Origin of the sequence: Brevundimonas naejangsanensis DSM 23858, assembly GCF_000421705.1 — a bacterium.
GTDB classification, from domain to species: domain Bacteria; phylum Pseudomonadota; class Alphaproteobacteria; order Caulobacterales; family Caulobacteraceae; genus Brevundimonas; species Brevundimonas naejangsanensis.
In genome coordinates this window covers 1-26,021 of the sequence record NZ_ATXN01000001.1, presented here as the reverse complement: position 1 = coordinate 26,021, position 26,021 = coordinate 1, and the positions used below count along the sequence as shown (strand labels likewise).

Sequence of the window (26,021 nt, the reverse complement as noted above, 5' to 3'; positions counted from 1 at the left end):
CCTTCCCCCCAGACCCCCCAACCACCCACACCCTCCCGCGAATATAACCCCCCTATATCCCCCCAAGCCGATCAGCCTGCCGGGCCATCTCGCCGGAAGCCGAAACGGGCTATCCCCGATGGTTTCCCGTCTGCCGAGGCCATTGCCGAGCAGCAAGCGAAGGCCCGATCGGTCGGGGCGAACCTCGACGTGGCCAACCAGGCCGAGCGTTTCCGGAACTGGTCGATCGGCAACGACGCTCGGTACGCCGACTGGGCAGCGACGTGGCGGAACTGGTGCGACAGGGCGATCAAGAACGCCCCGAAGACGGCCGTCGCCGCCGCGCAGAGCCGGGCCACCCCGTCCGAGGCGGACCGCTGGCGCCGCTGGCTGCGGGAGTACCGCCTGAACGGCCACTGGCCGTCCGATGACGCCGGGCCCAGGCCGGGCCATCCCGCCTGCCGCGTCCCTGCCGCCCTGCTGGCGGAGTTCGGGCACGCACCGGCGCCCGCCGCAAACGACCACAAGCCCGACCTGTTCGCCCAAGGAGACGCAGCGTGACCGAACTTCACGAAATCCAGCGGCACGTCGTCGCGCGGATTGACCAGCGCCCGGTCGGCTCGGCGTCGCGCTTCGCCCTCATGGATGCGGCCGACGCCATCAGTAGGGCCATCGCCGCAGAGGCCCGAGACGTCGGCGCCCAAACAGCCCATTTCGACCCTGAGCACCACCCCGAAACCCAGCAATCTCGGGCTCCAGACGTTGGCGCCGAACTCGGAGGACACCACCCATGAGCAAGGCCGACCGCGCCAAGAAGCGCCAGCAACGGAAGCGCTACGCCAAGCCCTCCATGCCGAGGGTGATCGGGGCGAATGACAACATCGAGGCGGCGAACGACAACACGGCGCCGGTCTCGATCCGGGGCGTCCGACTGACCGACAGCCAGGCGCTGCGGTTCATGGCGGCCGAGGCCAAGGTCGCGTCGCCTGACCTAGACCAGCAGCGGGACGGCCAGCGCATGTTCCGCGCCCTGGACGCCGAGATCGATGCCCGCATCCTCGAGCGGGACGCCAAGGCGAACCTGGAGGAGCTGCGGAGCCTAGAAGCCCTGCGCGGTTTCGACATCGGTGTCTCGGATCATGAGAAGGCGAGGGGAGCGCCGCGCGCTTCGCGGGACGGTCTGGAGACCCTGCTGACGGCCGGCTCGATCACGCGCACCCAACACGCGGCTGGCCTCCGCTATCGGGCGGATTACGAAATGCTGGACCCGGAGAAGGGCCTGACCCCTCCGACGCTGGACCCGGCCCTGCGCAACATTGTCCGCGGCGGCGAAGGCTTCGCCCAGAAGCGCCGGGAGCGGGAGGAGTTCGTGCGCGATCTGGAAGCGATGATCCAGGAGGAAGACCGGACGTTCCGTGGGGCGCTGGGCAAGAGCGACGTCGAGCGGCTTGGCCGGGCCGTTTGGGCGCTGCGGGAGGTGGCGGGGAAAGGCGGGAGCCTGCTATCGCTCACTTCCAGTGGATCAACGCGAACGGCGATCTCCGAAGCGTTGATTGTTGGGCTGGACTGTGCAGCTATTGCATATGGCTTGGAGTAGGCCATTCCTACCCGGAGCGCGATATTGAGCGACGACACGATTGTTCATTTCCCCCGACGAGCCCCGCCCCCCGTACCGGCGGTCGCCCCCAACGCGCTCGAGCAAATATTCGCCGAGATCGAAGCGGCCGTGAACGCCGGCCTATTCTACGCCGCGCTGTCCATCACCGTCTCGATCCCCGACATCTGCTGCACCCTGGAGGGCAAGGCACCGGTAAACTGGGAGACTTACAAGGCGTGGTTCCGCGAGAACGTCCGGCGCTATCAGAACTTCGGTGCAGACGAGTGCTGGGAAATGCGGTGTGGCGTGGTTCACAACGCCCGCCTCATGGGCGGGAAAGACAAGCGATCAGACTTCGATCGGATACTCTTCACCCCGCCCGGATCACCCTTCCAACTCCACGACAGCGTGACGGAAATGCACGGGGAGCGCATCCTGTACATGGCGGCGGTCCCGTTCTGCCACGAGATCGTCGCTGACGCGCGAGCCTGGGCCGCTCGGAACGCCGCGAACGATGCCGTTCTTGCCAACTTGCCGAATGTGGTGCGGCTCCGCCCGAATGGCTACGGCCAGCACATCGTGGGAGCGCCCGTTATCGGCTAGGCTGGCTGCGGTCTTGACACCGGACAGGTAATCCCTGACATCAGGCAAATCGGGCGTTTCGCCCAAAGCAAGGCTCCTCCCTCTCGGGCGGGGCCTTTTCTTTTGCCCTCCGACCACGTTCTGAGCTGCGGCGTACGGCTGGATCGGCGGACACCTCACGACATTCCGGAGATCACCAATGGTCCCCATGAAGGCCCTCGTGGGCTTCTCCTTGGCCGACGGCTCGGCAGCCGCCGGCGTCACCTTCAATGCCAAGGATGCAAAGGCGGCTGATCGCCTGGAGGCGGCTGGCGTTGCGGATCGGGTGAAGCCTGAGCCACAACCCAAGCCGAAGGCCCCGGATGCCAAGGCCGCTTGAGTTCAACGAGGCCGTGGCGGACGCGATCTGCGAGCGTCTGGCCGATGGCGAAAGCCTTCGCTCGATCTGCAGCGACGATGAGATGCCGGCCAAGTCGACCGTCTTCAAATGGCTCGGTTTGATCCCAGCGTTCGCGGACCAATACGCGAGAGCCCGTGAGACACAGGCCGATAGCCTGGCCGACGACATCGTCGATATCGCAGACAACAAGGCGCTGGAGCCGAACGACAAGCGGGTCCGCATCGACGCTCGGAAATGGCTGGCCGGGAAGCTGCGACCCAAGGCCTACGGCGACAAGGTCGCAGTTGTCGGCGGCGACAAGACGGACGCCCCGATCCGCCATTCCCATTCCTTCGACCTGAGCGCCGCGAGCGACGAGGAGCTGGATGTCATCGAGCGCTTCATTCGTCGATCTGCCAACGCTGGAGGAGATCAGGGCGGAGAGGGCGCGTCGGAAGGCTGAGGCCGACCGCAAGCGCCTGATCGAACACCAGGGCGAGATCCGCGCCCGCTGCGACAGCCTGCATGGCTTCATCGAGGAGCATTGGTCCATCCTCGAGCCCAAGCGCCCGTTCAAGTCGGGCTGGGCGCTCCGGGCGATGTGCAAGCATCTGGAGGCGGTGACGGCCGGGCGCATCCAGTTCCTGTTGATGACCGTGCCGCCGGGCATGATGAAGTCCCTTCTGCTGGTCTTCTGGACGGCCTGGGAGTGGGGGCCGAAGGCGCGGCCGGACCTGCAGACGCTGGCCACCTCCTACAGTCAGGCCAACGTCCTGCGGGATAACCTGAAGCTCCGGCGTCTGGTTGAGAGCGAGAAATATCAGGCGCTCTGGCCGATCCAGCTTCGGGCCGACCAGAACGCCAAGGGCAAGTTCGAGAACACCGAGAACGGGTTCAGCGAGGCGCGGCCGTTCAGTTCGATGACCGGCGGCCGGGGCGACCGGGTAAAGGTCGACGACCCCCATTCGACCGAGACCGCCGAGTCGGACACCGAGCGGGCTAATGCAGTCCGCATCTTCCGCGAGGGCATCTCCGACCGTCTGAACGACGTCACCACCTCGGCCATCGTCATCATCATGCAGCGGCTCCACGCCAAGGACGTGGCGGCGGTGGCGCTGGAACTGGATATCGGCTTCGTTCACCTGAACCTGCCGATGGAGTTCGAGGCCGAGCGGATCGGCGAAGACGGGAAGGTCACGGGCGGCGCGTGTCGGACCTACGTCGATGGCGAACTGTTCTTCGAGGATCCGCGGACTGAAGAGGGCGAGCTTCTCTTCCCTGAGCGCTTCCCCGCGGCTGAAGTCGCCAAGCTCAAGAAGGCCAAGGGCTCGTATGCCTGGGCGGGCCAGTATCAGCAGCGCCCTTCGCCTCGCGATGGCGGCATCTTCCGCCGGGAGTGGTTCAAGCCGGTCTCGGTCATGCCCGCCGGGCCAAAGCGCACAGTCCGCGCCTGGGACGTGGGCGCCACCGAAGGGGGAGGCGACCCCAGCGCCGGCGCCCGCTGCACGCAGGTCGGATATGGCGAAGAGGCCACCTACTACTTCACCGACGCCAAGGTCGGGCAGTGGAGCCCGGCGCAGTTCGAGGCGCAGTTGAAGCTGACGGCGGCGGCCGACACGACAGAGGTCACGGTTCGTCTTCCTCAGGACCCCGGCGCGGCCGGTAAGGGATACGTCCAGACGCTGGTGAAGAAGCTGCCCGGCTACACCGTCCGGTACGAACAGCCCACGGGCTCCAAGCTCACCCGAGCCACCGCCCTGGCCACCCAGGCCGAGGCCGGAAACGTCTTCATCCTCACGACGGGGGACCCCATGCGCGATGCCTGGATTGAGCCCTTCCTCGATGAACTTTGCACCTTCCCGTCAGCCGCTCATGACGACCAGGTCGACGCCGCGGCCGATGCTTTCAACGAACTGGCGCTCGGTTCTCGTCCCGCCCGCAAGGTAAAGGTCAGCTTCTGATGGCGGTGAACGAGCGCGATCCGGCTTGGGCAGCTCATGCCGACGCCCGGAAGAAGGTCCACAACCTGCTGAGCGGCCGAGAGGATGCGCTGGGCTATGTGCGGGCCTTGCCAGGTCACGACGACGCCACGGCGAAGCGGTTCCGCGAAGGGGCCTACTATCTCCCGGTCACGGCGCGCACGGCCGAGGCCTTCAGCGGTCTGGTTTTCGGCAAGACCCCTACGCGCTCGAACCTCGACGCTCTGGACGCCTATCTCGGCGACGTGACCGGCTCCGGCCAGGACATCGACCGTTTCGCCGAGCAGGGCTTCGACGGCATCCTGTCTACTGGCGCCGTCATGGTGTTGGTCGACTATCCCGACGCTCCGGCTGGGGCGACCAAAGCCGACGCCGAGGCCGAGGGTGTTAGGCCCACCCTGAAGCTGTACGACGCCACAGCGATCCTTGCGGCCCGCGTTCAGAAGGTGGGGGCGGCGCTGAAGCTCTCCCACATCCGAGTCGCCGAGCAGATCGAGGAGAAAGACCCGGCCGATGAGTTCAAGCTCAAGCAGGTGGCCCAAGTCCGCGTGCTGGATCTCGATGAGGCAGGCTTCTATCGCCAGCGCGTCTTCCGGCAGTTGGACAGCAAGTGGGTGCAGTTCGGAGACACGGTCGAGCCTAAGCGCCAGAATGGCCGGCTGAATGTCATCCCGGCCTTCTTCTCGAACCCGCGCGATGGCGAGCCCAACCCGGCCCGTCCGCCGCTTGACGACATTGCCGACATCAGCGTCGCGCACCTGAACAACTCGGCAGCCTTGGAATGGGCGCTGCTGTGGACGGCCAATCCGACGCCGGTCTTTAAGGGCCTGAACATTGGAGAGGGGGAGACGGTTAAGCTCGGTTCGTCCGAGGGGCTGGTCGTCACCGAGGGCGGCGACGCCAAGTTCATGGAGTTCACCGGCTCGGGCCTGTCGGAGTTGCGTCTCGCGCTGGAAGCCAAGCGGAAGGACGCGGCATTGATGGGCGCCCGGATGCTGCTGGAGACCGGCCGGGCGGCCATTGCGGCGGAGACGGCTCGTATCGAGCGGGCAGGGGAGACTTCCGTCGTCTCTGGCATCGCCAACGCCCTGTCGGACTGCCTGACGAAGGCTCTGACCTTCATGGCCGATTGGGCTGGGGTGTCGAGCGAGGGCATCCAGTTCTGGCTCAACACCGACGTGAACCCAGCCGGCCTCTCTGCGCGGGAGCTGACGGCGCTGCTCGCCGCCTGGCAGTCGGGCGCGATCACGCTGGAAGACCTGTTCGAGAACCTGCAGCGGGCTGAGATCGTGGACCCGGCCAAGAGCTTCGAGGATCACCGCGAAGAACTGGACACGGAAGGCGAAGGGCTCGGCACCGTGAAGGACGACGCGGCATGACAAAGGCTCTGGCGCGCGACGCCGCTGTGATCTGGTGTGATCGGGGCTGGCAGCCGGTCTATTTCGGCTTCTGCCCTTCACGGAAGGCCTGGAGCCGCGAGATGCGGAAGATGGGCTGCAAGGAGCCGTATCCAGCCAACGACGGTTGCGCCACGACCTTCACTCAGAAGGACGGCAAGGTCTGCATCATCGTCACGCTCGGCAAGGCCCAGCACGCTGACGGCCGGACCCGCGTCGAGGTCGCCGGTCTGCTTTGCCACGAGGCCACGCACGTCTGGCAAGAGGTGCGCAAGGTCATGGGCGAGAAGGAGCCGTCGATCGAGTTCGAGGCCTACGCCATGCAGGCTATCTTCCAGGGGCTCTATCAGGCATGGCTGGACACCGCGGCACCCGACGAAATGCTGGCTCGGGGCGCTAAGCGGGAAGCCGCCTGATGGCCTCCCCAGCCGAGCGCCTGATCGACGAGGCGGTCAAGCACAGGATCGCGCTGTCCCGCTATTCGACGGCGACCGTCCGCAAGGTCCTGGCGCTGTTGAACCGAACAGACGCACGGCTGGTCGAGCGCATCCTTCGGGCCGACAACGAAGGCCGCGACCCGGTTCAGTTGGAGCGGCTGCTGGAAGAGGTCCGAGCGCTTCAGTCTGATGGCTGGACCGTGCTGCGCGGACGGCTCAACGAGGACGTGGCGGCTCTGGCCGACGCTGAGCGGCTGTTCACGGAGCGCATGGTTCACTTCGGGCAGCGATCGGTCGGCCTGGCCACGGTCACGAACGCACCGACGACGGCCCAGGTGGTCGCTGCGGTGAATGCACGACCCTTCCAAGGCCGTTATCTCCGGGGCTGGCTGGACGAAGCAGAAGCGGGCGCCGCCAAGCGCGTCAGGGAGACGCTGCGGCAGGGATTTGTCGAGGGCCGGTCGGTCACGGCGCTGGTCCGCGAAATCCGAGGGACGCGGGCGCTCCAATACAAGGACGGGGTGCTGGAAATCAGCCGGCGCGGGGCTGAGGCGATGGTCCGGACGGCGCTGACGCATACGGCCGCCGTCGCATCCAAAGAGACCTACGCGGCCCTCGGGGTTGACCAGGTCCGTTTCATCGCCACGCTGGACGCACGAACGACCATCACCTGTGGCGCGCTGCACAACTCAGTGCACCCGCTGGAGAGCTTTCCGTGGCCGCCTCGGCACGTGAACTGCCGATCGACAACGGCGCCGGTCATCAAGGGCCTGCCACCCATTGAGGCGCCGTCCTATTCGGACTGGCTGATGCGCCAGCCGGTCGAGGTTCAGAACGAGGTCCTGGGCGTCCGCAAGGCCCAGCTATTCCGCACCGGCAAGCTGACGCTGGACCGCTTCGTCGACAGCAAGGGCAAGGTGCTCACTATGGAGGAGCTTAGGGTTCGTGATGGCAAAGCCTTCGAGTAAACGTCCGTTTGATCGCAAGGCTGAAGCCCAGCGAGTGCTCCGCGTTCAGGCGGAGCTACTCCGCGAACTGTATCTGGCCGGGATTCCTCTGACCGATCCGAATGGCTCTCCAACGGTAGAGCAGTGGTCCAGATGGTTCGAGGCCATGCACGAGGCGCACCAGTGGACTTCAGGTGAAGGTGACGACCTTTGGCCGGACTGGGCTGGTGCGGCGTTCGGCGAGGTGCCCAGCGAGGGGAGACGGCTCGCGCTTCATGCGGTAGATTGCGGCCGTGAGCAGCCCTTTCCGCCTAATCCACGGAACGCCCGAGCCGGAAGGCCCGCGCAAGCGCATGAAGGCGCAGGCGAAGCCGTCTCACATCGTCCGCTGCCCTCGCTGTACCGGCCTCGCGATGATTGAGGTGAAACTCGGCATGGTCTGGAAGAACGGGAAGCCGACCGGCGGCCAGAAGCAGATTGTGTGTGCGACCTGCCTGGCGCGCGGTGAGCATATGGTCCTCTAGCGGCGACCGATGCCTTTGAAGGCCTTTCGGGCCGAAGCAAGTGCTGCCTTCCGCACCGCATCGACAGCGGCCTTCTTAATCGCGCCGAAACGGCCAACATCGATGCCGCATTGCGGGCAAGAAACGATCTGATCGTCCGTCATAGATTTTGAAAGCGGAACCCCGGCGCCACACTCCTTGCAGGTGGCGGTGATTGGAATTTCATGAGTGGTCATTTGGCCCTCCTATCCATTGATAACACGGTTTTGGCTCGTCGTTAGGGGCGGGCCTTTTTCATGTCCCGTGCAGAGCCGGGGCATCCACCAGGGCGTGAGCTGAGCAGCGCCCCCTCTGTCCGCTGAGCGGGAGGAACTACCCACCATGAACACCACCAAGAACCGCCTTCTGGGCGGCGGCTCCGTGCTGCCTGTCATTGGCCGGATGACGCCGCGCGAACGTGCAATGGGCCGCTATCTTCGCGGGCTTGACGATCACCCGCCTGCTGGCCCCGGTGCTGGCGAGGAAGATGAGCCCAAGCCGATCGATCCGGCGGCTCATGCGGCCCTCGCCAGCGCCCATGAGCGCCTGAAGAGGGACGCCAAGGCCGACCGCGACGCCCTGAAGGAACTGAAGGACCGCTTGGACGCGGCCGAGGCCGAGAAGCAGCAGGCCGAGGAAGAGAAGGCGACCAAGGATAAGGATGTCGAGGGCCTGCGCACCCAACTCGAGACCAAGCACGGCCGCGAACTGAAAGCAGCCACTGACCGCGCCGAGAAGGCCGAGCGCCAGGTCGAGAAGCTGGTCATCGACAACGGCCTGTCGGCCGCTTTGGACGAAGCCCGCGTGAAGCCGGAACTGAAACGCGCGGCTGCTGCTCTGCTGCGTGAAGGCGTCGAGCTCAAGGACGATGACGGCGAGCCGGTTGCCTACAAGGGCGGTCTCCCGCTGGCCGAGGCCATCAAGCTCTGGGCCGAAGGCGACGAGGGCAAGCCTTTCGTGCTGGCCGGCAACAACGGCGGCGGCGCCCCCGGTGGCAAGGGCGCGCATTCTGGCCCCAACCCCTGGAAGCAGGGCCCAACCTTCAATCTCACGGATCAGGACCGGATCGAGAGGGAGAAACCCGAACTCGCGGCCCGACTGAAGGCTGAAGCGGGCGCGGCCTAAGCCGCCCGCGCACTCGATGCGCGCGCCATCACGGCCGCGTCTGAACCCCTAACTCAAATAGGAGACGGACAATGGCTGTGACCCAGCTTTCCGACCTGAAGTTCGGTCCCAACTGGGAGCGATACACGACTGAAGCGGCCACGCGCCTGAACGCCTTCGCGGCGTCGGGCGTGCTGGTGCGCGATCCCTTCCTGGACAGCCTCGCGGCTCAACAGGGCATCACCTACAACCTGCCGCACTACAAGCGCCTGACGAAGAACGAGCCGAACGTCTCGTCCGATGATCCGACGCAGAAGGCCACGCCGCAGAAGATCGGCACCGGCGTTGAGGTGGCCCGCAAGCTGATGCGGAACAACGGCTGGTCCTCGGCTGACCTGAACACGGCCTTCATCGCGAACGATCCGATGGCCGAGATCGGCAATCAGGTCGGTGAGTACTGGGCGGCTGTGAACCAGGACACGGTGTTGAACACCGCCCTGGGCCTGCTGGCCGACAACATCGCCAACGACAGCGGCGACATGCTGGTCAACGTCGCCACGGACGCCACCGGCGCCCCGACCGACGCTGAACTGTTCGGCACGGACATCATGATCAACGCCGCTCAGACCATGGGCGACGCCAAGGCCAAGTTGGTGGCGATCGCCGTCCACTCGGTGATCCATGCCCGGATGCAGCGCATCGGCGCCCTGACGGATCACTTCGATCCTGAGACCGGCGCGCTGGCGTTCCAGTCGTTCCAGGGCAAGCGCGTGATCATGGACGACGGCATGCCCGTCACCGTGGGCACGAACCGCGTCACCTACACCTCGATCCTGTTCGGGGCAGGTGCCTTCCGTCACGGTGCCGGGTCGCCGAAGACCCCGACCGAGGTTGAACGCGAAGCCGCTGGCGGCAACGGCGAGGGTATCGAGACGCTGTGGAACCGTCGCCAGGACATCCTGCATCCGACCGGGTTCGCCTGGAAGGAAGCATCGGTTGCCGGTGATAGCCCGACGTATGCCGAACTGAAGGCGGCGGCGAACTGGGATCGCGCTTTCGAGCGCAAGAACGTCCCGCTGGCCTTTGTCCGCACTAACGGCTGAGCCCTACGACAACCTGAGCGACAGGGCGGCCTCCGGGTCGCCCTTCGCCTTTCTGGAGGCCTCAATGGCTGACCTGAACTTCCTCAACCGGGTGGCGCAGAACGGCGGGACGATCCCGACCGACCTTCGCACCGAACCCGAGATCAACGCCGATCAGGATGAGATCGACCGCCTGCGCGCCCGCATTACCGCTCTGGGCGGCAAGGCCCATCACAAGGCCGGCGTCGACAAGCTGACCGAGGTGCTGAACGCTCTGCTGGACGACACGTCTGAGGGTCTATCCCGGCGCGAGATCAACGCCGATCTGGAAAACCTCAAGGTCGAGTTCGACCCCTATGGCCCGCGTGAAGAGCTGCTGAAGCTGCGCGAAGAGGCCAAGGCCGAGATGGAGCAGGACGATGGCGTTTCCTAAGGATCAGCAACGCTCTCTGACCCGTCTCTATCGGTGGCTAGCGCCGCTGTCCGGGCGGATAGAGCAACTTCCGGACGCCGGTAATGAGACCGTAGTGGCCTTGCCTTCGACGCTCGGCGCGCCTGGCCAGGTCCTCGCGGTCAATGCTGCTGGTGACGGCCTGGAATGGGTCACGCCCTGATGCTGATCGTCGAGAATGGCGTGGTGAGCTGGCCGGCGGGTCCGCTCGCTACGGTCGATCAGGCCGACGCATACGCCCAGGCTCGCGGCTGGTCCGATTGGGCTGCCCTTACGCCTGAGCAGAAGAGCGGCGCCATTTTCGACGCATCGGCCTACGTGCGGGCCTCCTATCGGCCCCCCGCTAAGGTGAGCGCCGCGGTTGAAGAGCAGATCAGCGAAGCCGTCATCGAGGCGGCCCGGCTGTCTCTAGCTTCGCCCCTGATCGGCGGCGACAAGGCTGCACAGGCGGCGCGCAAGTCGGTGAAGGCAGGATCGGTCGCGGTGGAATACGAAACGTCGTCTGCGGAAAGCCGCAGCGCAGCGCGGCTGGCTCTGGTGGCGGGCCTCATGCGCTATGCGGGCGTCTATCCCATCGGCTCCGGCGTGAACGTCAGGCTGGCCAAGTCGTGAGCATTCTCGACGACCTGCCCGAAGCTATCGCCGAGGCGCTGGACGACGTGTTCCGCGATGGCGTGCTGAAGGTGCCGAGCGAGCCGACCTCGGACGGGCAGGGCGGATGGATACCGGGCGCCCCGACCACACATCCCTGCAAGGCACTGGTCGATGACTACAGCGACATGCGGCGGGCGACGGCGGGCATTCCGGCCCATGACCGAAAGATCATCATCCTGGCGGCCGGTCTGAGCGTCGCTCCGGCTGTCGGGCACACCATCACCGTCGAGGGCAGGGACTGGCAGATCGTCGCCCTGACGCGCGACCCGGCTAAGGCGGCCTGGGAGGTTCAGGGGCGCTAAGCGGTTTCCAGAGGAAACGGGACGACGGGCGAGCCCTTTGGAAACGACTCGACAACCCTGAAGGCTTCGTTTGGTTCGAACAAAGCTGCGTCCGTTTTTAACTCACTCCAAGTGCGGTCCTCCCGCAGGAACAGTCTCGGTTCAGTCGTCGTAACAACCACATAATCCATCTGGCACCTCTCGTTGCGGAGCACTAGCGATGGCCACCGTCACGATCAACCTCGCCGCTCTGGAGCGCATCGCCGAAGAAAAGGCCGTTGCGGGCATCCAGCGCGCGGCTCTTGCCGGCGAAGCGATCACCAAGGCGAACCTGTCCCGGCCCGGCTCCGGCCGCCTCTACGGGAAGCATCAGGCTTCGGCTCCGGGCGAGCCTCCCGCCGTCGACACTGGCCGCCTGCGCAATGCGACCCAAGCCGACACGCAAGTCCGCCGGGATGGCGACGACATCGTCGGCCGAGTGGTGGCGAACGTCGATTATGCGCACGCCTTGGAAGTCGGCACCGAGCGCATGGCACCGCGACCCTTCCTCGGCCTGCTGGCCACCGACCACGCCGACGACCTGCGGCAGGCGTTTATCGAGGGAGCGAAGGATTGAACTCCACCGCCACGATCTTCGCCCGCCTGTCCGCCGTCGCCCCTTCGCTGGCCACCTGGAACAACGCCCCGGCCATCTTCAACGAGGCGGCGCCCGACGACTTCCTCGACCAGGAGCCGAAGCCGTCAAAGCCGTTCCTGATCATCGCCGTGCCAAGCCGTGACGAAGCGCTGGAGACCTTCACCGAGACCGGCCGCCTGATCGTGCAGGACGTGCGCGGCTATCAGCGCAGGACCGGCTCAGCCGCCCAACTCGACACGCTGATGCGTCAGGTCCGTGACCTCTTCCATAACCGCCCCGGCGAACTCGTCGTCACCGGCGGCAAATGCGACGTGGCCCGCGTCACCGGGCCCGTCCAATCTCCGACGACAGACGAGGCCTACACCGGCCGCCGCGTCACGATCCGACTGGATCTCGTCAACACCTGAAACCCGAACTGGAGATCGAAATGGCTCTATCGCGCACCAAGAGCATGCGCCTGCGCATCGTAATGTGGATCGGCACGCAGCTGTTCCGTGTGCCGATCCAAGTGCATCAGCGCTACTTCTGAACCACCTTTGGCATGATCGATTTCAGGGTGAACGGCATTACGAATGCGCCCCTGGCGATGCATGGTCTGTCGGTCACATCAACGACAAACAGCTTGTCCCTCGTGTTGCTCAGTTTGGACTTGAAGTAGAGCCGGTTCTCGAAGCTGTCCAAACTCTCATCCGTCTCGACGAGGGCGAACGACGTGGTTTCGTCCCACATTTTCCCCTTCAGCTTCAGCTGCTCCATCAAGCTATCGTATCGCTCGCTGTAGTCGCTGTCGGACTTGAGCTCGAAGCTGACCGCATAAACACCCACCACAACCTCCGGCTTTGATTTGAGAGGCGATTATTTCGCCGAACAATGTGCCGTGAGTCTATCCCCAACGCGCCCAGGGCAGGCTGTGCGCGGCCTTTTCCATGCCTGCAAAGGAACTGAGCAATGGCAACTCTTGTCCAAGGCGCTGTGAAGGTCGAGATCGACACTTCGGCAACTGAGACCCCCGACTGGACCGTCATCCCTGGCGTCACCACGGCCTCCTACACGGGCGGCACGCCGCGCGAGACCGACGCCACCGACTTCGACACGCCGGTGGGCGAGACGGAGACGCTCTACGGCGCCCGCACGAACCCGCCCCTGACCTTCCAGATGCACCTCCAGCCCGGCGACGCGACGCAGGAGCTGCTGTTCACGGCCTACGCCTCGGCAGAGGACGTGAAGGTTCGCCTGAAGGGGCTGACCAAGGCGACGGTCTTCGTTGGCCGCGTCGTGATCGGCGAGAGCCACAGCGTCGACGGCAAGATGATGAGCGATGTCTCAATCATGCCCAAGGCGGCGCCGGTTCGCGGGGCTGCTGCCTGATGAGCGATGATCGCCGTGGGGTCGTGGAGTTGCCGCTGGGCGACCGATCGATCCCCCTTCGGTTCACGTGGCGAGCGATTGACCAACTCGGCCGCGTCGGGGTCATTGAGACGCTTGACCTGGCGGCCTCAGGCAAGCCGGGCGACATGGCGGCTCTCGCCCGCCTGATCGTCGTCGCCAGTGGCGGCCAGGTCCGTGAGGAAGAGCTGCTCGACGGCTTCGGTCTCCCTGCCGCTGAAGCCTACCTCGCCGTCCTGAAAGCTTGGGCGCTAGCCTCTCGCCGCCCGTCAGGGATTGAGCGTGCCGTAAACCCTCTGATCCGCCTCTGGACGTCGTTGAAGACGCTTTGGAGGCGGCTTTTTCGGTCGGCCTTACCGAAGCTGAGTTCTGGGACCAGACGCCCTACCTGACCCATCTGGCTATTCGGTCGCGCGGCCGTCGGGCCATCGAAATGGCGACAGCCCACGGATGGATGAGCGAGCGATTTGCTCGGGAGCCGCGCCTTTCGCGCCTGTCGCACTATCTGGAGGATCGCGAGGAGGAGGTCGCGGACGCGGGTGACGCCCTTATCGCCAGCTTCGCGATGATGCATGGGCTTGGAGTTGATGAGGCTTCCGACGCCGAATAGGGTTCGCCGAGCGGATGGAGGGGCGGATGATCGCGTGGTTTATAATTATCGTGCTGGGGCTGATCGCTGCTGCTGTCGTGCTTTCAGTGGTGGCGAATGCCCTTCAGCTTTTTGTCATCGTCCGCAAAAAGCCGGAAGATCAGTCATCCGACCCGCCTTCCGGCTGAAGTGCTCTCTCAACTAGCCGCCGTATGGCCTCAGGCCTTGTCGGCTCGGGATTCTGACGCTCGCGCCACTCATCAAGCGCGGCGAGTTCCTCATCTGGCATTCGGACCATGACGCCGGTCTTCCGTCCGCCCGTTGATGGGCGGCCGCGCGATTTCGGGGTATCCGGTATTGACGAGGGCATGAGTTACGGGTATCCGTAAATGCGAACCGAGGCAAGGGCGGCAACCCAAGCCTCGGCTCTAAACCGCAACGGATCGTATGAGGATCACGTCATGGCCTACGCGCCTTCTATCATGCTCGCCCGTGTGAATCCCACCTGGGTTCCGCCCGCCGAGATTTATGAGCCGCTCGCCCCGTTCTTCAACGGACGCGGCGCCGCCCCGATCATCAACCAGCCCGCTCCGAAGCGCCCTGCACCTACGCGGGAGTTAGTGGCATGCTGAACCGTCGAACCTTCTTCGGCGCGACCGCTGCTGTTGCCATTGCCGCTGCCCCGGCCGTCACCGTCGCAGACGTCTCGGCCGACCGGGAGCTTTTGGAGCTGGGACGCCAGTGGGAGATCGCTGTCGAGCGGCGGGCAACCGCTGCCGAACTCGCTGATCGCTTGCTGGCCGAGTACGATAGAACGAAGCCTGAGACACCGCGACTCCGCGCAACCGCAGAGGATTGTGAGCGCGGCATCGGCCGCAATGGCGGGGTGGGGGCGACGATCCCTTGGGAGAGTGTGCTGCTGGTCTGCCGCCGCGCTCGCGAATGGCGCGCCCAGCCGGAACACATGCCGGGACGCATGAAGTGGGCAGAGCGTTTTGAGCGCGCCTATGAGCGGCACGACACTGCGCTGAGGCTTCATGCTGAGAGCATCGGCCTAACGGCTGCAGATGCTGAATACGATGCGGCCTATGACGCTCTGAACGCTATTGAGGAGCGGATCGTCGCGGCGCCGTGCTCCAGTCTGGAGGGGCTGAGGGTCAAGGCGCGGGTCGCCAAACGTCTGATCCCGCCTATCACGGACACGGACAACGACTGGCACGACACGGCTGCCCTGTCCGTCATCGACTCCATCCTGAGTGGAAGGTGATCTAAGGGCAGCGAGAGGGCGGCTTATACCCCTTTGGTGTCCTACGAAGTTTCCTGATGGCGACAGGCATTCTGCAGATTTGGTGAGCGAATGCAGACGCTTTACCCGCAGTGATGCCCTGGGCTCTAGGCTATCGTGGCCTCTGCCAGAGTTTGACGCAGTGGGGGAATAGAGCCGGTTACTCTGCCCTAACCGTACGGGCGCAAAACAAGGCGGAAAGGGCGTTGCGCCTGATTCACCGCGTTTAGATTTCGAGAATCCCTTCGGGGGTGTCCGGCTGCTCCAACAGCCGGTCTGGGCGGCGGGACGGACTTGCCCGTGGAAAGCCATTTCCATCCCGCCGCCGCTTTCCACCGCCGTTGGAGCGGCAGAAGAGCAAGGAGCCCTACATGGGCGAGATTGTTACGGTCAACTTCCGTGGAGACGAACTCTACGGTTTCAAACAGGACGACGGTGTGTTTGTCGCCCTGACTCCTATCTGCGACGCGATGGGGATTTCGTGGGAGCCGCAACGCAAGCGTCTTCACCGTGACCCCGTTTTGTCGGAAGCCACCTCCATCATGGAGGTGCCTTTTGGCGGGCATCGCGGGCAGGCTGTCACCTGTCTGAAGATGGAGATGCTGAACGGCTTTCTTTTCGGCATCGACTCATCGCGGATCAAGGATGATGAGGTTCGCGAAAGGGTCATCCTGTATCAACGGGAATGCTACGCCGTTCTCCATGCCCACTTCTCCGGCAAGCGGGGCGGACTTGAACCGGCCAACGACCTGCCGGACGGCACCCGCACCTTTGGCGAGAGCATCCGCTTGGTGACAGAGGTCCGACAGACCTGGGGATCGCAGGCGGCTCGGGAGATCTACTTCCATGAGAAGCTCCCGGTGACGCCCTCGATGCTCCAGCAGCCCCAGGCGGACCTGTTCACCTACACCGCGATCCGTCGAGACCCGGAGGCAGCGTAATGAACCTCCCGACCTCCGAAAGCGAAAAGCGCGAGTTGGTCGAGGAGTGTCGCCGTTTGTGGGGCGACGAGATCGCCACGCTACTGGCGGAAGACCTCGGCCTTAGGCCGAAACAGGGGTCTCAAGAGACCCTGCATTAAACGGGGAGGGCGATCCTTACGGGTCGCCGTTTCTCCATGGGAGATTGTTGTTCAGACTAAGGAAGCCCTCTTGGAACTCGTCACTGAAGTGAGCATAACTGCGAAATCTCAATCAGCGTTGGTTTCGGAATGGCAATTAAATTCATTGATCATTCATCTTCGAAATGCAAATATGGCTTCGCGTCTGGGACGAGTCGCCGAGCGTCTCACTTTGAGGGCATGACCCTCAACAGCCCAGTCGCCCCTAACCAGGCAGCTCAATGACGTATCTTTGCTACGTCGATGAATCAGGTACTCCTGATGTTCCTGGTACCTCTTCGCATTTCGTTCTTGCAGGTTTAGCCATCCCCATCGAGCGGTGGCAGGAAGCTGACCGTGCGATCACAGCTATTCTCCAGAAATACGACTTGGAAGACGGCGAAGTGCACACAGCTTGGCTGTTAAGGGGTTATCCAGAGCAAGGAAAAATAGCCGGTTTTGAGGCGATGTCGCGCTTGGAGCGGCGAGCAGCGGTCCATCGGTATCGCGCTTCTGAGCTCCTGCGCCTACGAAAAATGAAAAGCCCCAAGCCAGCACGGCAGGCGAAGAAGACTTACGCTCACACCGAAGAGTACACGCATCTAACGCGCGATGAACGGCGGGCCGTAGTAGTTGAAATTGCGCAGTGTATATCCGGATGGGACTTCGCCGTCCTGTTTTTCGAAGCGATCGATAAGCTGCACTTCGATCCAATAAAAACAGGACGATCGATCGGTGAGCAGGCATTCGAGCAGCTGGTGTCTCGATTTGAGCAATTTCTCGCTCGGAACAACGAGCTTCCGGTTCACGGTCTCCTTGTTCACGACAACAACCACACCATAGCAAAAAGACACACGCAGATGATGCGTGAGTTCCACAAGCAAGGGACGCTATGGGCTAGAATTGATCGGATAAATGAAACGCCGATGTTCGTTGACAGCAAGCTAACCAGAATGGTGCAGATGGCTGATCTTTGCAGTTACGCTATTCGCCGTTACGTGGAAAACGGCGAAACGGAGTTAATAAAACCACTTCTAGCCCGCACAGACACCGTCAATGATCGAAAATCTGCGACCCCCACGCTTGTTGCGGTAGGCGGTCGTCACTTTGCGAAAATGAATTGCGAGTGTGAAATCTGCATCGCTCACACTCCTTGGCGAAAGCAAGCGAAGTGAGGCGGAATGCTGGTCTCATGTAAGAGACGCGTCCCATCATTTTAATCAAAGGCTCGCTCCGGCGGGCCTTTTTCATGCCCGCAGCCCACCCGTAATCCCGGAGCCTCCCCATGTCCGACGCCCCCATTGTGGGTTCGGCAGCCTTTGAGCTGCGTGCCACGACCGACAAGCTGAAGTCCGACCTGGCCCGCGCTGAGCGCGAGACCAAGGCCGAGATGAAGAAGGTCGAGGACGCCGCTCGCCATGCTCAGGCTGAGCTGAAGCGCGCCTTCTCGGATGCTGGTCACAGCGAGTTCGAGCGCTCTATGCGGATCATCCGCAACGCCTCGAACTACACCGAGGACGAGGTGCGGGCGGCAGCCGAGCGGGTCGCCAAAGACCTGAAGGGTCGATACCGCGATCTGGGCGCCGACATCGGCCAGACGTTCGCGGGCATTTCGCGATCCGCCCAACTCGCCTTCGCAGCGATCACGGCCTACTCGCTGAAACTCGCGGCCGACGCCGAGGACATCGACGACGCATTCGCCTTCACATTCACCTCTATGGAGGCGAAGGCCCGGAAATCGGCTGAGCAAATCGCCGCAAGCTTCGAGCGAACCGAGACGCAGATCAAAGGCAACATGACGACGCTGTATCAAGTCCTGACGGGCTTGGGCGTTGAAACTGAAGCCTCGTTTGGCGCGGCAATGGCGCTGACGCAGCGCTCGATCGATCTGGCATCACAGAAGGGCATCAGTGATGCTCGGGCGTTCCAGGCGATCCTTGGCGGCCTCACGGGCGAGACGGAGCCTCTCAAAAATCTTGGCGTCGTACTCAGCCAAGCTGCGGTCGAGGCGGAACTCCTGCGGATGGGCTTCAAGGGCAATGCGTCTGAGGCCACGGAAGCCCAGAAGGCTGCGGCTCGCCTCAATCTGATCCTTGAGAAGACCTCGACCGCGCAGGGCGACGTAGCGCGAACGGCGGACAGTGCGAACAACAAAACCAAGGCCATGCAAACCGCGTTCAACAACGCGGCCGAGAGCCTCGGCGAAGAGCTGTTGCCCGCGATGACGCAGGTGTTCGGCGCGGCAACGAATGTTCTCAAGGCTTTCAACGATTTGCCAAGCGGCGTCCAGGTAGCGGGTCTCGCCTTTTTGGGGCTGATTGCTGCTGGAGGCCCTATTGCCGGGCTTCTGGCGAACCTCGGCAAGGTCATTGCGCTAGCGAAAGAGACGCGGCTGGCCCTGATCGCCGCAGGGGCTGCTGGGTCGGCTGCTGGAGCAGGTGCAGGAGCGGGCGCTGCGGGCGGCGCAGCAGCAGGGTTGGCCGGTGGAAAGCTGGTCGGCCTTGCAACATCGCCTGCAGCCGCCATGACGCTAGCGCTTGCGGTTTCCGGCGACACAAAAGGCCCTGATACCGACGCTCAGTCTCGGGTTAACAACGCGCTCCGCGAGGAAGAGCGTTTGCGAGGTCGGATTGCGCAGCTCACTCGCGAAGGCAAGGCCGCAGAGGCACAACGTCAGCAAGACTATCTGAACCGCGTTCAGGCCCAGCGCGAGATCACGCAGAACGTGCTGGCCGGCGCCAAGTTGGCTGGTGAGGTCGCCAAAGACCTAGGAGCGCCGGACACGCAAGTCATAGGTGGCTTTACCGCCACTCTCCCGCCCGGTGCGAACCCCAAGGGGGACAACGGCGGCAGCGGTCGCGGCCGCGCAGGTCCGACCGAAGCCGACATCGCAGCTATGCGCGAGGCGCTCGACCTGCAGAACGCCCTGGACCTCGCCCGAGCCAGCGGCAACAGCGCACAGATCAAGGCGCTGGAGCGGAAGCAGGAACTGGCGCGACTGACGGCCGACTTTGAGCGAGCCGGGTATGCGGACGCCGCCACCAAGGCGCAGGACCACCTGAAAGCCCTGGACGCGGTTCGTGAACGCTCCGAACAGATCGCCGATTGGGAAAAGAAGAGCCTCGCATTCTGGGAGGAGCTTGGTGAAAGCGTTCGGCGCCAGAACGACCTCCTCCTCGACCGCCTGGGCTTCGAAGCCGAGATCGCCCGACTGGAAGGCGACCCCGACCGCATCAAGGAGCGGGAGCGCGAACTCTGGATCGAACAGCGGATCAACGACCTGCTGTCGCTGCGGCCAGAACTGACGGCGGAAGCGGGCCGCGCCCAAGCCGAGAACGAATGGCAGCGCCTCGACGCGGCCGACCAGACCGGCCGGATGCGTGACGAGTTCCGCTACGCCTTCACCGATGGGATCAAGGCCGCCATCGACGGCGACCTCGGCGGCTTTTTCGACAACCTGGCCGACCGCTTCACGACGCGGATGCTCGACAACTTGGCGGACGACCTGTTCGACCTGCTGACCGACGCGGCCAAGGGTCTCGGCAAGGAAGGCGGCGGCTTCTGGTCGTCCATCGCCAGCGGCATCGGTTCATTCTTCAACTTCGGCGGGGGCAGGGCGACCGGCGGCGCCATGTCAGGCGGCAACTGGTATCGCGTCGGTGAGCACGGGCCTGAGGACATTCTCATGCCGCGCAACGGGTTCGCGATGCCGCTGGGCGCGCTGGCCTCTGGCGGGTCAGGACAGGCCCAAGTCCAGCGCGTCCAGCACGAGGTCATCGTCAGGCCGGAGCGGGACAGCTTCATCGCCTTGGCTTCGGACGCCGCCGCGCCGGTTGCTGCCCAAGCCGCCATGGGCGCGGTGAAGGTCGTCCAGCATCAGGTCGAGTCCCAGCAGCGCCGTTCACGTCAGAGGCTCGCCTGATGGCTATCGCTCTCCCCCTCAGCCCCGCGCCCAGGGGCATCACGCCCCGGCTGCTGTCCAAGCGCCTTGATCAGGAGCCGACCTTCGGGGGCAGCGTCAGCCGCGTTCGTCGCCTGGGCTCCAAGTGGGCCTTCGACGTCGAGCTTCCGCCGATGATGTATGTGGACGCGATGGCGTGGGTCGCGGCCCTGTCTAGCGCTGAGGCCGACACGGTGCTGCTGAACCTGCCGCAGCCCGGCTTCGCGACAGGCAGCCCCGGCAATCCGCTCGTCAACGGCGTCGGCCAACTCGGCTCGTTGCTCAACCTGGACGGCTTCTCGACCTACACCGCCAAGGCAGGCCAGTGGTTCAGTCTGGTCATGGCCGGGCGCCGCTACGTCCACCAGGTCGCCGAGGACCAAGCGGCTTCGGCGGGGGCGATGGTTGGGCTGAAGATCAACCCGATGCTTCGCCGCTCGCCGGCCGACAACACCGTCGCCGAGTTCGCTCAGCCCAAGGTCGAGGGCTTCCTCAGCGGCCGGGAAACTACCTGGACTGTCGACGTGGCCCGCACCGTGGGCCTGAGCTTCACCATCACCGAACGAGAGTAACTCATGGCCATGAATGCGGCTCTGGAAGCTGCGCTGAAAGGCGCGGCTCCTTTGGTGTGCCTGCTGCTCCAGATCGAACTGCCGGGTCACACGATCCGGATCATCGATGGGGTGGGGCAGGTCGTCTTCCATGGCCACACCTTCAACAGCAAGGACCCGATCTACGGCACGCTCAGCGCCGTGGAGGACACTAGCGAGCAGATCGGCGTCGAGGCTCCGAAGATGCGCATGGTGCTCCTGCCGGAGTCTGAAGCGGCGATGGCGAAGCTCGTCCACCCGACCGCTCAGGGCTCGCCCGTTTCCCTGTGGTTCGGTGCGATCGATCAGATCACCGGCCACCTGATCGGAGAGCCGGAATTGGTCTTCGCGGGGGAACTGGACACGGCGGATATCGACGCGAGCGAAGAGACGACGGTCATCTGGTTTGAGGTGTCGTCGATCTGGGAGCGGCTATTCGACGATAACGAGGGCCACCGCTGGAACGACGCCTTCTGGACCCACCTCTACGGCTCCAACGCCCGCGCCTTCCAGCACGTCACCAACGCCGGCCAGAAGCTGTTCTGGGGCTACAACGGCCCGTCCTCGGGCTCGGGCGGCTCATACGGCGGCGGCAACGGCTCCATCGGCGGCGGTGGCGGCAACGTGGTGCAGCAACAAGTATGACAGAGCTAGAATTGCGGGTGGCCGCCACGGAAGCCACCTTCGCCCGGTTCCACGGACAACTGTTGGTTCTGGGCAGGACGGACTGCGCCCGCATGGTGGCCTTCCACCTGAAGCAGTTGGGCTTCAAGGCCTCGCTGCTGAAGGCCGGCTCCTACTCAACGCCAGTGGGCGCGCGCCGAGCACTGAAGGCGATGGGCGTCTCTTCGCTTTCCGAGATTATGGACCGGCACTTCCCGCGTATCGCGCCGGCTGAAGCGCGGACGGGCGATGTGCTGTGCGGCCCGTCCGACGACGGGATGGGCGACGCAATGGCGATCCGCCTGCATCGGGAAAACGCCCTAGCCTTCCTGAACGGCGTCTGCGGCGAAGTCGTCATTTCTGAATACGTGGCCGCCTGGAGGGTCGTGTAATGCCTCAACTGGCTGGCGCTGCTGCTGCATGGGCTGTGACGGCCTGGACCTCCGCTGTTACGGTTGTGAACACGGCTATGGTTGCGGCCGCTGGAGCCGCGCTTCCGGGCCTGTCGTTCAGCGCCCAGTTGGCCGTCGCCAACTTCGCGACCAAGGCTGTCGTTTTCGGGGGGCTGGCCGCAGCGTCTGCAGCGCTGATGCGCCCGAACATCCCGTCATCCGGCACCTCGCTCGACTTCAAGCCTGACCCCAAGGCCCCGGTGCGCGGCGCCATGGGCTATACGGCGCTGGGCGGCAACAAGGTCTTTCAGTCGACCTGGGGCTACAAGAAGGTCGCCATGTCGCTGGGCGTGGCGCTGTCGCTCGGCCCGATCGATCAGGTCCCGCGCTTCGAGGCGGACGGCGCGACCGTCACCTTCAGCGGCCCGCAGAACGAGGCGACCGGCTTCTACGCCGCCGACATGTGGCAGCGGACGACGCTGGGCCTGCCCGGCGATGCGGCCCTCCTTCCTCCGACGGGCCTGAAGTACGGCAACCCCGGCCTGACGGGCTGGGGCCCGCAGCACGCGGCGCCGCAGGTCTCATTCTCCTTCTGGACGATGGTGCTGGCGAAGAACCCGGAGGACCGGGACGTATTCACCAACGGCGTCCCCGATCCGCGCTGGATCGGCCGCTGGATGAAGGTCTGGCAGCCTCGCTATGACTCGACTTATCCGGGTGGAAGCGGTCCGCAGCGTCGCGACGACTGGCGCACCTGGGGCTGGTCGGAGAACCCCTACGACCACGCGCTCGCGTGGGTGCGTGGTCACTACAAGCTGAACCTCGACGGCTCCATCGACCGCAGCAAGCGGATCGCGGGCGTCGGAGCGCCGGATAACGCCATCGACATTCCCGCCTTTGTCGAAGGCGCCAACATCGCGGATGCGAATGGCTGGACGATCTCGGGCGAGTGGTCGACGGGCGACGGCAAGTTCCAGACGCTGCTGGCCATGCTTCAGGCGGGCGGCGGCGAGCCGATCAGCCGCGGCGCGCAGATCAGCGTCCTGGTCAACGCCCCGCGCGTCGCGACCTACACCTACACCCGCGACGACCTGATCGGTCAGGCCGAAATCCGGCCGCTGACGCCGCGCCGCGAGCGCAAGAACACCATCATCCCGCGCTACAAGTCGGAGGCGAACGGCTGGCAATACGTCCCGGCCGGCGAGGTCACGTCTTCCGTCTACCGCGACGAGGACCGGGGCGAGCCGCGCTCGCTGGAGATCGAGTACACCCACGTCCGCAACGCCAAGCAGGCCGGGCAACTGGCGGCCTATGACCTGGCCAACCTGCGCGAGGGTCTGACGGCGACCCTGCCGTCCAAGGTCCACCTGATGCACGTCCATCCGGGCGCCTGCATCACTGTGGACGTGCCCGAACTGGCGCTGGCCGGACAGAAGTTCATCGTTCGCCGCGCCACGACGAACCATCAGGCTGCGAGCGTGACGCTGGAGCTGCGCTCGGAGAGCGACGCTAAGCACGCATGGGCTCTAGGCCAGGCCGCCCAGCCTGCGCCGTCGCCCGCCTTGTCGGCTGTCGATCCCAAGTACGTCCCGCCGCCCGCTGCGGAAGACTGGACCGTCCTGCCCAAGCCGCCCGGCGACGGCGGCGTGTCGCAGCCGATCTTCGTGATCGAGGCGCCGGTCGAGACGACGGACATCGCGGCCGTCATCATCAAGCACGGCCCCAGCGCCTCGGGTCCCTGGACCGATGGCTATGAGGGCTCGCCGCGGGCTGATGGGCGGTATGAGATCGCCGGGCTGACGCCGGGCCAGACCTACTGCATCTCACTGCAGTACGTCGCAAAGAACGGCGCGAAGAGCGATCCGGACATCAAATGCGGCATCGTGGCGGGCGACCTGATCGCGGGCGACACCACCCACCTGAAGGGCGAGCCGGTTCAGGACGTGTTGGACAGGGTGACGGACACGGCGACGCTGGCGGATCAGAACCGTCAAGCGGTCGAGGCGCTGGAAGAGGTCTACGGCGACACGGTTAGCGCGGCGACTTCGGCTGCGGCTGCGGCTGCGTCAGAGGCTGCGGCCACCCAGGCAAAGGCTGACGCGCTCATCGCTAAGGGTGAGGCGCAGGCTTCCGCGACGACGGCTGCCACCAAAGCCACGGAAGCGGCAGGCTCGGCTTCAGCGGCGCTGACCAGCAAGAACGACGCGGCAGCAAGCGCCGCCACGGCGACGACCAAGGCGCAGGACGCAACTAACGCGGCTGCTTCGGCCACGACTCAAGCAGGGCTTGCGGCTGGGTCCGCAACGTCGGCTGGCGGGTCTGCTACCGCAGCGGCCGGGTCAGCATCTACGGCTGCCACCAAGGCCACCGAAGCCGGAAACAGCGCCACGGCGGCGAACGCATCCAAGGTCGCGGCTGAGAGCGCCCGTGATACGGCGGATCAGAAAGCCACGGCGGCGGCATCGTCGGCAACGTCTGCGGCTACCTCGGCAACGTCTGCGGGGATGTCCGCAAGCGCTGCCCAGACGGCAAAGATCGCAGCCGAAACGGCTCGGGCAGGCGCGGAAACGGCTCAGACCTCAGCGGCCAACAGCGCGACGACGGCGACCGGGGCCGCATCCACGGCGACGACGCAGGCCGGGATCGCCACCACGGCAAAGAACGATGCGCAGGCGGCGTCTTCTGCCGCTGTGACGGCCCGCAATCAGGCCTCATCGTTCGCCGATGCGGCGGGTGTAAGCGCTGGGGCCTCGGCGGCGTCTTCGGTCACCGCAGCGGCCGCGCGAGACGGAGCGCTGTCTGCCGCCATAGACGGCATACCGTCGACGGTTGATCGGGCGTTCTGGTCGAGCGCTGACGGCAACGGCGGCGGAAGGATCGGCAACTACGGCCGCCACCCGCGCGGGCGAGGCCCTGACTTACCGCAATCAGGCAGCGTCGTCGGCTTCGGATGCGGCAGGTTCGGCCGCCACGGCCTCGACGGCTTCGGGCACTGCGGTGACGGCTCGCGATGCCGCCATAGGGGCGCGCAACGACGCTCAGGCAGCGGCGGCCACGGCAGTCACGCAGTCGTCCAGCGCCAGCGCATCGGCGGCGGCGGCTCAACTCAGCGCCAACCTCGCTGCCCAGATCGGCGGCGGGTCGATGAACCAAAACCCGACTTTCTCCGCATGGAGCGGGTCTGAATCTGCTGGTCCTGACAACTGGTTCGCGGTCAACGCAGGCAATGGCGTTCTGTCGAAGGGGCCGGGAGCCAACGGTCAGCCGCAAAGCCTGCGGACGGCTTCGACCGGCACCGCCAACTACAGCGTCAACAGTTCGACGTTCGCGGGTGCGGTCGGCGGCGAGTGGCTGGCGCTTACGGTTGAGTTTACGCTCGTGTCCGGCGACCTGCGCGGGTCCGGCGTGCAAATCCACAAGCGCCAGGACGGCTCACAGATCGGCGGCAGCCTGAGCCTGAACTTCGCCACCGAGGCCGATGCCGCGGGCCACGTCGCGGGATCGGGCGTGGCGGGGAGGCGCTATACCTTCACCAAGCTGCTGGACGGACGACAAGCCGGAGTGAACGGCTATTCAGTCTTCGCGCGAACGCGGCTGTCCACGTTCAGCCCGGTTGGGGCGGTGACGATCGATTGGCACCGTGTGTCGGTCGAAGTGGCGACGGCTGAGCAGGTAGAGACCAACACCGTCCTCCCAGCCGTGCAGGCGCAGTTGGCCATCGTGGCCGATGTGGCGGCTTCAGCAAACGGAACCGCAAAGGCCATCCACGGCGTCGTGATGGACGTCAACGGCTATGTCAGCGGATATGGCTCGGTCAATGACGGGGTGACTTCCGCCTTTGAGGTCCTGGCTGCAAACTTCGGCATACGGGACCCTGGCTCGGGGGAACGAACCGAATATCGCGGCGGCATCTGGGATATCTACAGCCCTGCGGAGAACACTCGAACCCGCTATGGCAAAGCGTTCGGCGGCGCACAGAAGCTGGTCTGGTGGACCGGCCCGCAGTCCGTCGCTGAAGGTTCGGAAACC

General features: G+C 64.8%; 31 protein-coding genes. 29 read left to right on the top strand and 2 right to left on the bottom strand.

Going from position 1 to position 26,021, the window contains the following annotated elements:
• The 10 genes from H556_RS0100170 to H556_RS0100125 all read left to right on the top strand — a co-directional run.
• The coding region (locus H556_RS0100170) for a hypothetical protein (RefSeq protein ID WP_211216091.1) at positions 1 to 540 on the top strand (540 nt) is incomplete at its 5' end.
• Positions 537 to 773 (top strand): hypothetical protein, encoded by a 237-nt coding sequence (locus tag H556_RS0100165; RefSeq protein ID WP_024352510.1) that lies wholly within the window; start codon positions 537 to 539, stop codon positions 771 to 773. The genes H556_RS0100170 and H556_RS0100165, both read left to right, overlap by 4 nt.
• Positions 770 to 1,576: a hypothetical protein gene (locus H556_RS0100160; protein ID WP_024352509.1), complete on the top strand. Its 807-nt coding sequence runs from the start codon at positions 770 to 772 to the stop codon at positions 1,574 to 1,576. Before H556_RS0100165 ends, H556_RS0100160 begins: the two co-directional genes overlap by 4 nt.
• A gap of 24 nt (positions 1,577 to 1,600) precedes the next feature.
• The gene (locus H556_RS0100155) at positions 1,601 to 2,179 is read left to right on the top strand and encodes a hypothetical protein (protein WP_024352508.1); all 579 of its coding nucleotides are present in this window, start codon (positions 1,601 to 1,603) and stop codon (positions 2,177 to 2,179) included.
• Between the two features lie 178 nt (positions 2,180 to 2,357).
• Positions 2,358 to 2,537 carry a hypothetical protein gene (locus H556_RS0100150; RefSeq protein WP_024352507.1) on the top strand — a complete coding sequence of 60 codons (180 nt, stop codon included), beginning with the start codon at positions 2,358 to 2,360 and terminating at the stop codon, positions 2,535 to 2,537.
• Between the two features lie 13 nt (positions 2,538 to 2,550).
• Positions 2,551 to 3,000, top strand: coding sequence for a terminase small subunit-like protein (locus tag H556_RS16490; protein ID WP_211216090.1), 450 nt, complete (start codon positions 2,551 to 2,553; stop codon positions 2,998 to 3,000).
• The gene (gene terL, locus H556_RS0100140; protein ID WP_155802366.1) at positions 2,924 to 4,498 is read left to right on the top strand and encodes a phage terminase large subunit; all 1,575 of its coding nucleotides are present in this window, start codon (positions 2,924 to 2,926) and stop codon (positions 4,496 to 4,498) included. Before H556_RS16490 ends, terL begins: the two co-directional genes overlap by 77 nt.
• Positions 4,498 to 5,895, top strand: coding sequence for a DUF4055 domain-containing protein (locus H556_RS0100135; protein WP_024352504.1), 1,398 nt, complete (start codon positions 4,498 to 4,500; stop codon positions 5,893 to 5,895). Before terL ends, H556_RS0100135 begins: the two co-directional genes overlap by 1 nt.
• Positions 5,892 to 6,329 (top strand): hypothetical protein, encoded by a 438-nt coding sequence (locus H556_RS15800; RefSeq protein WP_024352503.1) that lies wholly within the window; start codon positions 5,892 to 5,894, stop codon positions 6,327 to 6,329. The genes H556_RS0100135 and H556_RS15800 overlap by 4 nt, the downstream gene beginning before the upstream one ends.
• Positions 6,329 to 7,318 carry a minor capsid protein gene (locus H556_RS0100125; protein ID WP_024352502.1) on the top strand — a complete coding sequence of 330 codons (990 nt, stop codon included), beginning with the start codon at positions 6,329 to 6,331 and terminating at the stop codon, positions 7,316 to 7,318. The genes H556_RS15800 and H556_RS0100125 overlap by 1 nt, the downstream gene beginning before the upstream one ends.
• Before the next feature lie 499 nt (positions 7,319 to 7,817).
• Here H556_RS0100125 and H556_RS16215 read toward each other — a convergent pair whose 3' ends face one another.
• Complete coding sequence (locus H556_RS16215; protein ID WP_155802363.1) at positions 7,818 to 8,036, bottom strand: hypothetical protein; 219 nt, start codon at positions 8,034 to 8,036, stop codon at positions 7,818 to 7,820.
• A gap of 145 nt (positions 8,037 to 8,181) precedes the next feature.
• On the opposite strand from H556_RS16215, the gene H556_RS0100110 reads away from it, so the two are divergent.
• From H556_RS0100110 to H556_RS0100080, 8 genes are all read left to right on the top strand, one after another.
• A complete protein-coding gene (locus tag H556_RS0100110) occupies positions 8,182 to 8,964 on the top strand; it encodes a hypothetical protein (protein WP_024352500.1) in 783 nt (260 codons plus the stop codon).
• Positions 8,965 to 9,035: 71 nt separating this feature from the next.
• Positions 9,036 to 10,046, top strand: a complete 1,011-nt coding sequence (locus H556_RS0100105; protein ID WP_024352499.1) for a major capsid protein — start codon at positions 9,036 to 9,038, stop codon at positions 10,044 to 10,046.
• Between the two features lie 64 nt (positions 10,047 to 10,110).
• Positions 10,111 to 10,458 (top strand): hypothetical protein, encoded by a 348-nt coding sequence (locus H556_RS0100100; RefSeq protein WP_024352498.1) that lies wholly within the window; start codon positions 10,111 to 10,113, stop codon positions 10,456 to 10,458.
• A complete protein-coding gene (locus tag H556_RS16485) occupies positions 10,445 to 10,639 on the top strand; it encodes a hypothetical protein (RefSeq protein ID WP_155802361.1) in 195 nt (64 codons plus the stop codon). Before H556_RS0100100 ends, H556_RS16485 begins: the two co-directional genes overlap by 14 nt.
• Complete coding sequence (locus H556_RS0100095) at positions 10,639 to 11,088, top strand: DnaT-like ssDNA-binding protein (protein WP_155802359.1); 450 nt, start codon at positions 10,639 to 10,641, stop codon at positions 11,086 to 11,088. The genes H556_RS16485 and H556_RS0100095 overlap by 1 nt, the downstream gene beginning before the upstream one ends.
• A complete protein-coding gene (locus tag H556_RS0100090) occupies positions 11,085 to 11,432 on the top strand; it encodes a hypothetical protein (RefSeq protein ID WP_024352496.1) in 348 nt (115 codons plus the stop codon). Before H556_RS0100095 ends, H556_RS0100090 begins: the two co-directional genes overlap by 4 nt.
• Before the next feature lie 199 nt (positions 11,433 to 11,631).
• Positions 11,632 to 12,027, top strand: coding sequence for an HK97 gp10 family phage protein (locus H556_RS15795; protein ID WP_024352495.1), 396 nt, complete (start codon positions 11,632 to 11,634; stop codon positions 12,025 to 12,027).
• Positions 12,024 to 12,455: a hypothetical protein gene (locus H556_RS0100080; RefSeq protein WP_024352494.1), complete on the top strand. Its 432-nt coding sequence runs from the start codon at positions 12,024 to 12,026 to the stop codon at positions 12,453 to 12,455. Before H556_RS15795 ends, H556_RS0100080 begins: the two co-directional genes overlap by 4 nt.
• Positions 12,456 to 12,567: 112 nt before the next feature.
• Here H556_RS0100080 and H556_RS0100070 read toward each other — a convergent pair whose 3' ends face one another.
• Positions 12,568 to 12,873 (bottom strand): hypothetical protein, encoded by a 306-nt coding sequence (locus tag H556_RS0100070; protein WP_147399922.1) that lies wholly within the window; start codon positions 12,871 to 12,873, stop codon positions 12,568 to 12,570.
• 123 nt (positions 12,874 to 12,996) lie between these two features.
• Between H556_RS0100070 and H556_RS0100065 the strand changes: the two genes are divergently transcribed.
• The 11 genes from H556_RS0100065 to H556_RS15510 all read left to right on the top strand — a co-directional run.
• Entirely contained in the window at positions 12,997 to 13,416 is a 420-nt protein-coding gene (locus tag H556_RS0100065; RefSeq protein ID WP_128115628.1) for a hypothetical protein, read from the top strand.
• Between the two features lie 654 nt (positions 13,417 to 14,070).
• The gene (locus H556_RS16415) at positions 14,071 to 14,211 is read left to right on the top strand and encodes a hypothetical protein (RefSeq protein ID WP_162140887.1); all 141 of its coding nucleotides are present in this window, start codon (positions 14,071 to 14,073) and stop codon (positions 14,209 to 14,211) included.
• Between the two features lie 437 nt (positions 14,212 to 14,648).
• Entirely contained in the window at positions 14,649 to 15,290 is a 642-nt protein-coding gene (locus tag H556_RS0100045; protein ID WP_024352490.1) for a hypothetical protein, read from the top strand.
• Between the two features lie 389 nt (positions 15,291 to 15,679).
• Positions 15,680 to 16,249, top strand: a complete 570-nt coding sequence (locus H556_RS0100040; protein ID WP_024352489.1) for a phage antirepressor N-terminal domain-containing protein — start codon at positions 15,680 to 15,682, stop codon at positions 16,247 to 16,249.
• A 400-nt stretch (positions 16,250 to 16,649) separates the two neighbouring features.
• The gene (locus H556_RS15955; RefSeq protein WP_081650846.1) at positions 16,650 to 17,582 is read left to right on the top strand and encodes a DUF3800 domain-containing protein; all 933 of its coding nucleotides are present in this window, start codon (positions 16,650 to 16,652) and stop codon (positions 17,580 to 17,582) included.
• 110 nt (positions 17,583 to 17,692) lie between these two features.
• Positions 17,693 to 20,329 (top strand): AAA family ATPase, encoded by a 2,637-nt coding sequence (locus H556_RS0100030; RefSeq protein WP_024352488.1) that lies wholly within the window; start codon positions 17,693 to 17,695, stop codon positions 20,327 to 20,329.
• On the top strand, positions 20,329 to 20,919 hold the full coding sequence (locus H556_RS0100025; RefSeq protein WP_024352487.1) for a hypothetical protein: 591 nt from the start codon (positions 20,329 to 20,331) through the stop codon (positions 20,917 to 20,919). Before H556_RS0100030 ends, H556_RS0100025 begins: the two co-directional genes overlap by 1 nt.
• A 3-nt stretch (positions 20,920 to 20,922) precedes the next feature.
• Positions 20,923 to 21,582, top strand: coding sequence for a hypothetical protein (locus H556_RS0100020; protein WP_024352486.1), 660 nt, complete (start codon positions 20,923 to 20,925; stop codon positions 21,580 to 21,582).
• The gene (locus H556_RS0100015) at positions 21,579 to 21,992 is read left to right on the top strand and encodes a DUF6950 family protein (RefSeq protein ID WP_024352485.1); all 414 of its coding nucleotides are present in this window, start codon (positions 21,579 to 21,581) and stop codon (positions 21,990 to 21,992) included. Before H556_RS0100020 ends, H556_RS0100015 begins: the two co-directional genes overlap by 4 nt.
• Entirely contained in the window at positions 21,992 to 25,177 is a 3,186-nt protein-coding gene (locus H556_RS15515) for a phage tail protein (protein WP_155802351.1), read from the top strand. Before H556_RS0100015 ends, H556_RS15515 begins: the two co-directional genes overlap by 1 nt.
• Positions 25,137 to 26,021, top strand: an 885-nt coding sequence (locus tag H556_RS15510) for a hypothetical protein (protein ID WP_035302727.1), incomplete at its 3' end; no start/stop codon positions are given. The genes H556_RS15515 and H556_RS15510, both read left to right, overlap by 41 nt.

Coding starts and splice junctions, on each gene's coding strand:
- H556_RS0100160 (WP_024352509.1), top strand. CDS start 770: ATGAGCAAGGCCGACCGCGCCAAGAAGCGCCAGCAACGGAAGCGCTAC.
- H556_RS0100150 (WP_024352507.1), top strand. CDS start 2,358: ATGGTCCCCATGAAGGCCCTCGTGGGCTTCTCCTTGGCCGACGGCTCG.
- terL (WP_155802366.1), top strand. CDS start 2,924: ATGTCATCGAGCGCTTCATTCGTCGATCTGCCAACGCTGGAGGAGATC.
- H556_RS0100135 (WP_024352504.1), top strand. CDS start 4,498: ATGGCGGTGAACGAGCGCGATCCGGCTTGGGCAGCTCATGCCGACGCC.
- H556_RS15800 (WP_024352503.1), top strand. CDS start 5,892: ATGACAAAGGCTCTGGCGCGCGACGCCGCTGTGATCTGGTGTGATCGG.
- H556_RS0100125 (WP_024352502.1), top strand. CDS start 6,329: ATGGCCTCCCCAGCCGAGCGCCTGATCGACGAGGCGGTCAAGCACAGG.
- H556_RS16215 (WP_155802363.1), bottom strand. CDS start 8,036: ATGACCACTCATGAAATTCCAATCACCGCCACCTGCAAGGAGTGTGGC.
- H556_RS0100110 (WP_024352500.1), top strand. CDS start 8,182: ATGAACACCACCAAGAACCGCCTTCTGGGCGGCGGCTCCGTGCTGCCT.
- H556_RS0100105 (WP_024352499.1), top strand. CDS start 9,036: ATGGCTGTGACCCAGCTTTCCGACCTGAAGTTCGGTCCCAACTGGGAG.
- H556_RS0100100 (WP_024352498.1), top strand. CDS start 10,111: ATGGCTGACCTGAACTTCCTCAACCGGGTGGCGCAGAACGGCGGGACG.
- H556_RS16485 (WP_155802361.1), top strand. CDS start 10,445: ATGGCGTTTCCTAAGGATCAGCAACGCTCTCTGACCCGTCTCTATCGG.
- H556_RS0100095 (WP_155802359.1), top strand. CDS start 10,639: ATGCTGATCGTCGAGAATGGCGTGGTGAGCTGGCCGGCGGGTCCGCTC.
- H556_RS15795 (WP_024352495.1), top strand. CDS start 11,632: ATGGCCACCGTCACGATCAACCTCGCCGCTCTGGAGCGCATCGCCGAA.
- H556_RS0100065 (WP_128115628.1), top strand. CDS start 12,997: ATGGCAACTCTTGTCCAAGGCGCTGTGAAGGTCGAGATCGACACTTCG.
- H556_RS16415 (WP_162140887.1), top strand. CDS start 14,071: ATGATCGCGTGGTTTATAATTATCGTGCTGGGGCTGATCGCTGCTGCT.
- H556_RS0100045 (WP_024352490.1), top strand. CDS start 14,649: ATGCTGAACCGTCGAACCTTCTTCGGCGCGACCGCTGCTGTTGCCATT.
- H556_RS0100040 (WP_024352489.1), top strand. CDS start 15,680: ATGGGCGAGATTGTTACGGTCAACTTCCGTGGAGACGAACTCTACGGT.
- H556_RS15955 (WP_081650846.1), top strand. CDS start 16,650: ATGACGTATCTTTGCTACGTCGATGAATCAGGTACTCCTGATGTTCCT.
- H556_RS0100030 (WP_024352488.1), top strand. CDS start 17,693: ATGTCCGACGCCCCCATTGTGGGTTCGGCAGCCTTTGAGCTGCGTGCC.
- H556_RS0100025 (WP_024352487.1), top strand. CDS start 20,329: ATGGCTATCGCTCTCCCCCTCAGCCCCGCGCCCAGGGGCATCACGCCC.
- H556_RS0100020 (WP_024352486.1), top strand. CDS start 20,923: ATGGCCATGAATGCGGCTCTGGAAGCTGCGCTGAAAGGCGCGGCTCCT.
- H556_RS0100015 (WP_024352485.1), top strand. CDS start 21,579: ATGACAGAGCTAGAATTGCGGGTGGCCGCCACGGAAGCCACCTTCGCC.
- H556_RS15515 (WP_155802351.1), top strand. CDS start 21,992: ATGCCTCAACTGGCTGGCGCTGCTGCTGCATGGGCTGTGACGGCCTGG.